Here is a 3,443-nt window from a genome sequence, read left to right on the forward strand (position 1 = left end):
CCATCTGCCATGCCCAGAGCCCCTGGGTCCCGCTGATCTTACGAATGATCATTTCGAACCCATCAGAAAGGTAGGGCCTTGCCATGTCCGCCGAGCCATTCGAGGTCAGCATCACCGAAGCCGAGATCGCGGAGCTGCGTGAACGACTGCGACGGACACGGTGGCCCGAGCGCGAGCCGGTGGACGACTGGTCACAGGGGCTGCCGCTGGCGTATGCACAGGAGCTGTGCCGCAGCTGGGCCGAGGACTACGACTTCGGGTTCGCCGAGCGGCTGAACGTGTTCCCGCAGTACCGCGACACCATCGACGGGCTGGGCATCCACTTCCTGCACGTCCGCTCGCCGGAGCCGGACGCGTTCCCGCTCGTGCTCACGCACGGGTGGCCGGGTTCGGTGCTCGAATTCCTGGAGGTCCTCGGCCCGCTGACCGACCCCCGCGCGCACGGCGGTGACCCGGCGGACGCGTTCCACGTGGTCGCGCCGTCGTTGCCCGGGTACGGCTGGAGTGACAAGCCGTCGACGACCGGGTGGGGCATCACTCGCACCGCGCGCGCCTGGGACACATTGATGGTCTCGCTGGGTTACGAACGGTACGGAGCGCAGGGCGGTGACTGGGGTTCGGCGGTGTCCGCGGCGCTGGGCGAAGTGGCGCCCGATCGGGTCGCCGGCGTCCACCTGAACCTGGGATCCGTGGCGGCGGGCACGTTCAACGACCCGACGCCCGCGGAGCTGGCGAATCTCAAGGCCGAGAAGGAGATGCAGCGCACCGGCCGGGGATACTCGGCGATCCAGGCGACCCGGCCGCAGACGCTCGGCTACGGCCTCACCGACTCCCCGGCCGGGCAGGCCGCCTGGATCGCCGAGAAGTTCTGGGCGTGGACGGACAACGACGGCCATCCCGAGGACGCGTTGTCGCGGCAGACGATCCTCGACGAGATCTCGGTCTATTGGTTCACCGCGTCGGCCACGTCGTCGGCGCGCCTGTACTGGGAGAGCTTCGCCAACTTCCGGGACAAGGTGACCGCGCCATCCGGGCTGTCGGTCTACCCGCGCGACATAACCCGCCCGTCGAGGCGGGAGGCCGAGCTGCGGTTCACCGACCTGCGCTGGTTCGAGGAGCTGCCGCACGGCGGCCACTTCGCCGCGCTGGAGCAGCCGGAGTCGCTGGTCAAGCAGGTGCGCGGATTCTTCCGCCTGTTCCGCTGACGGTCCGTCCCCCCTGGGAAGCCCGTGCCCAGGAGATGGTCCTGTCCGTCCCCCCGGGTCAACGGCAAAACGACGGCCGCGCACCGCGTTCTCCTGAATGACCAGTTGCGAGAGTTCTGCGAACGGCCCGCGAGTGATCACGTTTCCGCAGGTCGCCATTCGCAGAAAACCTCTCAGAACCAGGGCGTAGTGCGAAACGGTTCCGAGAGACTGCCGGGGTGGTCCTGGCGCCCGATCAAGCCGCGAGTGCGGTAGAACACAACGAATGCCCCAAGTGTGAAGCCCCGGCCGGTAGTCCGTGCCGCACCCGGAGCGGGAGATGCGCGACGAAGTACCCCACACCGCCCGCTTCACCCTCGTCCCCGCACTCCGCGAAGAGCTCGCCAACCACCCCCCTGACTGTAAGCAAACCCGCTCCGAGTGCCGCCGAAAGCTCAGCCTGACGGATGATCTACTCCGCAGACAGCCACCCCCGACCAGCGTGAGCACTTCGAGAACCGGTCACACCAGCCCTTTGAACTGCGGTTTCAAGTTGGCGGAGGCTCTGTGCGGCGGAGTTGGCCGGGGCTTCGAACGTCCAGCGGTCGCGCTGCGGCTCTCCCGGCACCGCGGCGCTCGCCGGATGGGTGTCGGCTTCGAAGGGCATGTAGCCGGTGATGGCCATGCGCAGCTGGCTCGTACCTGCTTCGGTGCCGTCGCCGTGCGGTGCGATCACCGCCGTACTGCTGACGGGGCTGCTCGTGCCGCGGGCATTGTCCGTGACCTGTACCGGTGCACCGATGCGGAACCGGCGTACCCAGTCCGTGCCCTCCTTGGCCGCGGTATGGGCGTATGGCTCGGTGTTGGACCCGTACTGGTCGGTTGCCGCGGCCGGCGTGGCGCCGCTGCCCATCACGGCATTGAGGGTGGGCAGGCCGGCGGCGACGGCGGCGACGGAAGCGAGGAGGGTGCGTCTGCTGCTGTTGTACACCAGGCGATCCTGCACCCTGGCGCAACGGCCCTCCTCGGGCGGGGAGTTCCCCTGCTATGGTGCGCCGATGTCAACGATCAAGCAATTCCAGGTCACCTTCGACTGCGCGGAACCCGAGCGCGTCGCCCGCTTCTGGTGCGAGGTGCTGGGATACGTCGTACCGCCGCCGCCGGCGGGGTTCGCCACATGGGACGACTACGACCGCTCCCGGTCTCCTGAGGATCAGGGTTCATGGTTCGCCTGCAGTGATCCCTCAGGTGTGGGCCCACGACTGTTCTTCCAGCGCGTTCCCGAAGGCAAGGTCGTCAAGAACCGGGTGCATCTTTGCGTGCGGGTCGGCACCGGGCTCGTGGGCGAAGAGCGCCTGGCCGCGCTTGAGGCCGAGTGCGCCCGACTGCTCCCGCTCGGCGCGGTACGCGTGCGGCTCCTGTACGACGGCAACGATTCCTGCATCGTGATGCAGGACATCGAGGGCAACGAGTTCTGCCTCGACTGAGCATCCTCCGGGCCGACGAGTGTGCCGCCGGCCCCGACTATGACCTCGACCATGGCTGTCAGAGGCACATGGTGCCGATCGCAGCGCTGCGAGCCGGGCTTCTGGGGCAGGTCCAGGAAGGGCTCCCTCGGCGTCGAGTACCGTTCGTGTGTCCATGCCTCCATCGGTGCAGTCGCCGTATCAGACCCCCCTCTCCCTTTGGGGCGCCCCGGTCCCGGCCCCGCCGGACAAGAGCCGCGTCGGCCTCATGGTCGGGATCATCGGCGGGGTCTTCCTCCTGATCGTGGCGCTCCTGGCGACGCTGGATGTCCCCAGGTGGGTAGGTGGGAGGAAGGTTGCCGGCCCGGGCGCCAGGGGTGTGACGCCTGGTGTCCGGGCCGGTGGTGTGCGTGTGGTGGGTGGGTTGTCCGGCAATGGGTTGGGGGGTTCCCGGCCCGATTCCGGCGGGCCGGGGCCCTGTGTTGTGCTGTGGGTTTGGGGTCAGTCCCAGCCGCCCTCGCCGCCCCAGCCGCCCTCGCCGCGGTCACCGCGGTCGCCGCGTTCGTCGCAGACGACGCGGAAGCTGGCGACGATGCCGTCCTTCACCTTGATGCCCTTGGTGTGGAGGTCGTCGACGCCGAAGCTGGAGCTGTGGGGGCCGACGGTGGCGATGGGGGCGCCGTTGTCGCAGACGACTCCGCGGAAGACCTCCACCCGCTTGTGGCTGTCGTTGCGGATGTTGAGGGTCTTGGCGCCGAGGCCGCTGATGACGGTGATGCAGTCGCCGGGGTGG

At 68.6% G+C, this 3,443-nt stretch carries 3 protein-coding genes and 1 pseudogene; 2 read left to right on the forward strand and 2 right to left on the reverse strand.

The window, feature by feature from the left end; genetic code table 11:
* Window positions 1-83 precede the first annotated feature (83 nt).
* Window positions 84-1,205: an epoxide hydrolase family protein gene (locus tag LE548_RS44945; RefSeq protein WP_225102813.1), complete on the forward strand. Its 1,122-nt coding sequence runs from the start codon at window positions 84-86 to the stop codon at window positions 1,203-1,205.
* A gap of 451 nt (window positions 1,206-1,656) precedes the next feature.
* On the opposite strand, the gene LE548_RS44950 is transcribed toward LE548_RS44945, so the two are convergent.
* A complete protein-coding gene (locus LE548_RS44950; protein WP_225102814.1) occupies window positions 1,657-2,175 on the reverse strand; it encodes a poly-gamma-glutamate hydrolase family protein in 519 nt (172 codons plus the stop codon).
* Between the two features lie 67 nt (window positions 2,176-2,242).
* Between LE548_RS44950 and LE548_RS44955 the strand changes: the two genes are divergently transcribed.
* Window positions 2,243-2,671: a VOC family protein gene (locus LE548_RS44955; RefSeq protein WP_225102815.1), complete on the forward strand. Its 429-nt coding sequence runs from the start codon at window positions 2,243-2,245 to the stop codon at window positions 2,669-2,671.
* Between the two features lie 480 nt (window positions 2,672-3,151).
* Here LE548_RS44955 and LE548_RS44960 read toward each other — a convergent pair.
* Window positions 3,152-3,443: pseudogene (locus LE548_RS44960) on the reverse strand (hypothetical protein); the annotation flags it as partial.

Source organism: Streptomyces sp. CoH27, assembly GCF_020181035.1.
Lineage (GTDB): Bacteria > Actinomycetota > Actinomycetes > Streptomycetales > Streptomycetaceae > Streptomyces > Streptomyces camelliae.